At 61.0% G+C, this 5540-nt stretch carries 5 protein-coding genes; 2 read left to right on the top strand and 3 right to left on the bottom strand.

The annotated features are described in order from the left end of the window. The first annotated feature begins 239 nt into the window (after positions 1–239). A complete protein-coding gene (locus tag NW818_RS10775) occupies positions 240–1181 on the top strand; it encodes a DMT family transporter (protein ID WP_414329528.1) in 942 nt (313 codons plus the stop codon). Positions 1182–1205: 24 nt separating this feature from the next. Here NW818_RS10775 and NW818_RS10770 read toward each other — a convergent pair whose 3' ends face one another. Beyond that, positions 1206–2333 carry an iron-containing alcohol dehydrogenase family protein gene (locus NW818_RS10770; protein ID WP_414424552.1) on the bottom strand — a complete coding sequence of 376 codons (1128 nt, stop codon included), beginning with the start codon at positions 2331–2333 and terminating at the stop codon, positions 1206–1208. 223 nt (positions 2334–2556) lie between these two features. Between NW818_RS10770 and NW818_RS10765 the strand changes: the two genes are divergently transcribed. Continuing rightward, entirely contained in the window at positions 2557–2976 is a 420-nt protein-coding gene (locus NW818_RS10765; protein WP_414424551.1) for a TerB family tellurite resistance protein, read from the top strand. Here the strand turns inward: NW818_RS10765 and NW818_RS10760 are convergent. Together NW818_RS10760 and NW818_RS10755 are read right to left on the bottom strand one after the other, a co-directional pair. Next, a complete protein-coding gene (locus tag NW818_RS10760) occupies positions 2954–4213 on the bottom strand; it encodes a PLP-dependent aminotransferase family protein (protein ID WP_414424550.1) in 1260 nt (419 codons plus the stop codon). The two genes, NW818_RS10765 and NW818_RS10760, sit on opposite strands and share 23 nt — an antisense overlap. 22 nt (positions 4214–4235) lie before the next feature. Beyond that, positions 4236–5357, bottom strand: coding sequence for a hypothetical protein (locus tag NW818_RS10755; protein ID WP_414424549.1), 1122 nt, complete (start codon positions 5355–5357; stop codon positions 4236–4238). Between the last annotated feature and the right edge of the window lie 183 nt (positions 5358–5540).

Raw genomic sequence — 5540 nt, 5'->3', positions numbered from 1 at the left:
GCCCTCACCCCCAGCCCCTCTCCCAAAGAGAGAGGGGAGCTATGGAGCGACGGGGTGAGTTGTTTCATGGCTACTTGAAATGGCCATGTCTTGGGATCCCCATCTTTTTCCCCCTGGGAATCAGGGGGGCCGGTGGGCAGCAAGGAGTGCCCAGGGGCGCAGTTCGGATCCCTGGAAGTCCGTTTAAGCTGAGAGTTCAAGGCTGAAAACTTAGTGCCTAAACCATTTGGGTGTGAGCTGTGACTTTGGAGACGTGGTGTCGCCACCAGCTGAGCCGCTTTGCAGAGTGGGGAAAAATAAGGCTCTGGCAAGGAGTTGCCCTGAAGCTGCTGGCCACTGCTTGCTTTGCCTGTTTAGGCGCGATCATCCGGCTCAACACTCCCGCCCTTCACCCCTTTCAGATTGTGTTTTTGCGCAACCTATTCGGGTTTCTCGCCCTGTCGCCGCTGGTGTTGCGGGCTGGGATCCAGTCTCTGCACACCGCCAAGATGGAGTTTTACCTCCTGCGCTCGGCGATCAGCACGGTGGGGATGTTGCTCTCCTTTTGGGCAGCCAGCCTGTTGCCTCTGGCAGAAGCTACGGCGCTGAGCTTTGTTCAACTTTTGTTTGCCGGCACGATGGCGGTATGGGTGTTGGGCGAGCAGATGCGCTCGTCCCGCTGGCTGGGATTGGGCCTGGGGTTTGCCGGGGCTTTGGTGATGTTGAGGCCAGGCTTCCGAGAGTTTTCTCTGGGAACAGGGCTGGCCTTGGGGGCGGCAGCACTCTTTGCCTGGGTGACCATCGTGCTCAAGATCCTCTCCCGCACCGAGTCCAGCCTCACGATTACGGCCTACATGGGCCTGCTGCAGACCCCCCTTTCCTTTCTGGCTGCCGTCTGGGTTTGGACCTGGCCTTCTCCTGAGCAGTGGCTGTGGATGGTGGCCATGGGGCTACTGGGCAGCATTGGCCAGGTGGCCCTCGCCCAGGCCTACAAGCTGGCTGAGGTGACGATGCTGCTGCCTCTGGATTTCTCCCGTCTGCTCTGGGCCAGCCTAATCGGGTTTTGGGTGTTTGCCGAGATCCCGGATGGGTGGACTTGGATGGGCGGAGCCTTGATCTTGGTGGGCGCCACCTCTGGAGCCTACGGCGAAGCCCGCCTGCCCACAATGCCGACCCAGGCCCGTACCGGCGGAGTTGGATAGCAGACAGATATCCTCTGCCAGGACTTACAGCCGAGGGAGAACAGGGCTGGAGCTGGTCAGGTCTGTGGTGGTAAGGGCCACCAACAGGGCTTCTGGACTGACGGGGAAGGGCAGGTGGTGGATGTCGGATCCTGGCTGGCAGGCCACTTGGGCAGCATGCAGCAGGTCGGCGGATCCCAAGTGACCTAGCTTGAGATCCCGCAAGTTGAGGGGCAGCCCCACCTGGCGGTAGAACTCCAGCAACTGGGTACGTGCTGCCAGCGCCAACTGGCTTCCCTGCAGGATCTCTTCTAGGCGGAGCTGGGCCAAAATGCCGAAAGCCACCTTCTCGCCGTGCAGGGTGGCCCGGTGCCCCAGCAAATGGGTTAGCCCGTTGTGGACAGCGTGGGCGGCCACGGTGCGACACTTAGCCCCACCCATGCCGCCAACGATCCCTGCCAGGCAAATGCAAGCATCCACCACCTGTTTCCAAGCAGTTCCGCCCGGCTCCCGCAGGGCCGCCGCCGATTGCTGGAGAAGCAAATCCCGCAGGACGCGGGCCTGCTGCACAGCGCCAATCACCAGGGCATCTTCCGATGCGCCGCTGCTGACAGAAGACTCGTACCACTTGGCCAAGGCATCTCCGATCCCGGCTACCAAGGTGCGAGGGGGAGCCTGACGAATGAGGTCGTAGTCCAAGATCAAGGCGGCTGGGGCCTGATCCAAGGCCACATCCCGCTGAAAAGCGCCGCTGTCGGAGTAGATATTGGATAGGGCGCTCCAGGCGGCACAGGTGGCCGCAGAGGTGGGCACGGTAACCACGGGGATCCCCAATCTGTGGGCCACTAGCTTGGCCGTATCCAGTGCCTTGCCACCCCCCACTCCTAAGATGCCGGTTACCGATTCCGCCGTGGCCAGCGCCTGCAAACGCGCCAGCTCGGACTCGCTGCAGTCTACCCCGTAGGTAGTCCAGTGAACTTGGAGGGCGGGATCCCGGGCGAAATTGCGCTCCAGGGGGGCCTCAACTACAGCCAAGGAGCGTTCCCCCCCGATCACCAGCACACGGGATCCCAGTACCGCAAGGGGCACAGCTTCCAGAATGCCGCTGCCGCGGTACAGCCGACCTGGGGCCGGAATGGCAAGATCCAATTGGCAAGGAGAGGCGCTTAGCATTGCAAGAATGGGCGAGAAAAAGGACTCCGTCCCGCTATCGCGGTAGCTCAGTGTCCGTGAATATAGATAACGATTCTAGCCGCAAAAAGGGCTGCGCACCGCTGGCGCGAATGCAGATGGCTCACCTAAGGTCTGGCTATAGTTGTTGAAGCTGGTCATCCCCTCAACTCTTCAGCCTCTAAGGCCTCCGGATCGCTGACAGTTCTCAGCAAGGGATCCCACCATGAACCCCACAACTCAACATCAGCTCATGCTTAAAATTGTGGCCGGCTCTGCTTGGGCCGATGGGCATTTGGAACCCCAGGAATTGGCCTACTTGGGATCCCTGCTGCGCCGCTATGGTTTGGAGCACGATACCGAGCTGCGAGAACTGATCCAAGAGCCCATCCCGATGGAGCAAACCGAGCGCTGGATGGCCGATTATCTTGCCCAGGCTAGCGAAACCGAGCGTATGCAACTTTTGGGAGCAATCGGCAACCTGATGATCGCGGACAACACGGTCTCTCCAGAAGAGCACACCCTCTTGGATGACTACTACACCCTCATGGCCGGGATCCCGGCTCGTCCAGAAGCTGCACCCAACCTGGTGAAGGGCGTTGGGCAATTTTTCCGGCGCATGGCTAAGGCTGTGGGGAGCAGGTGACGCGAGAGTGCATCAGTCTGTGCAGTTGCTCCCCAATAATCTGGATGCCGCTGACAATGCGCTCTTCCGGTTGGTAGCTAAAGGCGAGGCGCAGGGCGTGCTCCCCTTGGCCATCGGCAAAGCAGTGGGTGCCCGGCAGGAAGGTGACCCCCAGGGCACGGGTAGCCTGCAACAAGGTGCTGGCGCTTAGGGAAGGGGGCAGCTCACACCAGACGAAAAATCCACCCCCAGGGGCCTCCACCTTGACTTCGGGCGGAAAATATTGAGCGATGGCCTCCAGCATCACCTGGCACTTTTCTCGGTAGCGACGGGTGAGGAGTTGAATGTGGCTTTGCAGACGGCCCTCCCCGCAATAGCGGGCCACCACCCGGCCCAAAAAGGGCCCCAGGGATCCCTCGCTGCGAAACATCTCCAGGCGGCGGATGATCTCAGGGTGACCACAGGCCCAGCCCACCCGTACTCCCGGCACCACAATCTTGGAGAAGGTGCCCACATGAAGAACCCAGCCTTCCCGATCCAGCGCAGCCAAACTGGGCAAGGGATCCCCGGCAAAGCGCAGGTCGTAGTAGGCCTCGTCCTCCACCACCACCACACCGTACTCAGCTGCCAACTGCACCAATTTCTGCCGCCGTGGCCCAGAGAGGGTGCAGCCTTTGGGGTTTTGGAAGGTGGGAATGGTATAGACAAATCGGGGGCGGATCCCTTGGCGAGCCAGATCGCGCAGCACCTCTTCCAGGCGATCCACCACCATGCCTTCCCCATCCACCGGAATCGAGATCAGACGCGCTCCTGCCGCCGCAAAACGGCTGACAGCCCCCATGAAGGTGGGCCCTTCCACAATGACTACATCCCCCGGCTCCACGAAGACCTGAGGCAACAGGCCGAGGATCTGCCCAGAGCCATAGCCGATCAGTAGGTTTTCCGGCTGGGCCTCTACCCCTCTATCCCGCATCAACTGCAGCACCACGTTGATCAGCCCGGCAAACGTGCCGCCGTAATTGAGGGCATTGTCCCCATCCTCTGCCAACACCTCCGCCGTGGCCCGCGCCAAGTCGGCCTTGGGGAACAGACGCGGATCCGCCAGCCCAAAGGTAAAACTGGTAACCACTGGCACCGCCCCTGGGATCTCCGCCCCGAAAGGAGAAGGGATCACAGCCTGAGCCCGTTGGGCAAAAAGGGTTTGCAACAAGGGCCGCGAAGTGCTACGCGGTGCCGATGCGGACGAGGTCTGGGTCATGGCAAGCAAGAGAAAGAATACCTTAGGCCAATGCCTGCCACGATAACAAGAAAGAACTGCCCAGGAGTAGGGATCCCAAAACCCGCCGCCAGCTCCGGTAGGGGATCTCAGCCAAGACGCCGCCGGCGCTCAGGCATAGGAAGGGGAGCACCACCAAACCCCAGCGAGCACTTTGCTGCAGGGTGTTCACTTGGGGATCCCAAAACCATGTCGCCAGCGCCCCCATCCAGAGGACATGGCCCAAACCGGCCAAGCTGAGCAGGGCTTGCTGCCGTTCTGCCCAGGGCCAGCCCAACCGCACCAAGCTCAACCCCAAGGGCAGCATCAAAGTAGCCAAAACAGCCAAGCCACTTTGGGAGCTGAGAGGATAGGGAATCACCTCAGCAGAGGTAGCCGGCAAATTAAACCGTCCCAGCCAGGAAAGCCCCATCACCAGCAGCAGCAAAAGCAGTCCTGATGCCCCGCACTGCTGACGCGAACGCAACGGTTGCCGTGGCCACTGCTGGCTCGTCCACAGCCCTGCCCAGAGCAAAGCCAAGGGCCAAACCTTATAGGACAGGGCACAGGCTAAGGCCAGACCCCACCAGCGCAAGGTGGATCCCGGCCCAACACCACAACTGCAAAGCAAAACCAGGCTGCCCAAAATCTCGCTGCCTGGCTCCAACCCTTGGGTCAACACCCAGGGGCTGAGTCCCCATAGACCGGCACTCCAGAAGTTGCCCCAGCTCCAGCACAACAGCAGAATGGCCAAGCAGGCCATAGCTGAGAAGATGTGCAGGATCCCTTCAGCCGAGATCCCGGTTCCCTGAGCCAGCCAGGGCAGTAGCCTGTCGGCAAAAGCGCTCCGCACCACTGACGCGAACGAGTGGTAGAGAGGCAGTTCCGGTTGGACAAAAGTCAGGGATCCCTCAGAACTGCTCACCGGCAAAACGCGCCACCACTGCAGAGGAGCCGGTTGCCCCCAAGAGCGGAGTCGCTGCCCCAAAAGAAGGCCCATCCCTCCCCATAGCAGCCAGTGGCCCATGAAACCAAAACCAACCAAACGCCGACGGCGATGGTTGTCCCTGTTGGAGGAGCTCAGGCGGGGAAATGAGCCGCGGGGCAGCCGCTTGCCCGGGCGGGGTGTGGCGGGGGGAAACTTCATGGGTAAACCCTAGCCTGTTCGCATGAGCAGTGCAGAACACTATCCCTACACGGGGTGGGCCCTCGACCGGCAGCAGAACATCCAACGCCCTCTACTCTTGGCCGGTTGGGGAGAAAAAGTGCCCCTTCGTTACTTCCAAAAGAGAATCTCCCCGCGTGACATACTCCCGCACTCATGCTGACG

The organism is Synechococcus sp. R6-5 (assembly GCF_047461775.1).
Taxonomy (GTDB): domain Bacteria; phylum Cyanobacteriota; class Cyanobacteriia; order Thermostichales; family Thermostichaceae; genus Thermostichus.
Note: the sequence above shows the minus strand (reverse complement) of the source record. Positions and strands in the feature narration are given on the sequence as shown.

Coding starts and splice junctions, on each gene's coding strand:
- NW818_RS10760 (WP_414424550.1), bottom strand. CDS start 4,213: ATGACCCAGACCTCGTCCGCATCGGCACCGCGTAGCACTTCGCGGCCC.
- NW818_RS10765 (WP_414424551.1), top strand. CDS start 2,557: ATGAACCCCACAACTCAACATCAGCTCATGCTTAAAATTGTGGCCGGC.
- NW818_RS10755 (WP_414424549.1), bottom strand. CDS start 5,357: ATGAAGTTTCCCCCCGCCACACCCCGCCCGGGCAAGCGGCTGCCCCGC.
- NW818_RS10770 (WP_414424552.1), bottom strand. CDS start 2,333: ATGCTAAGCGCCTCTCCTTGCCAATTGGATCTTGCCATTCCGGCCCCA.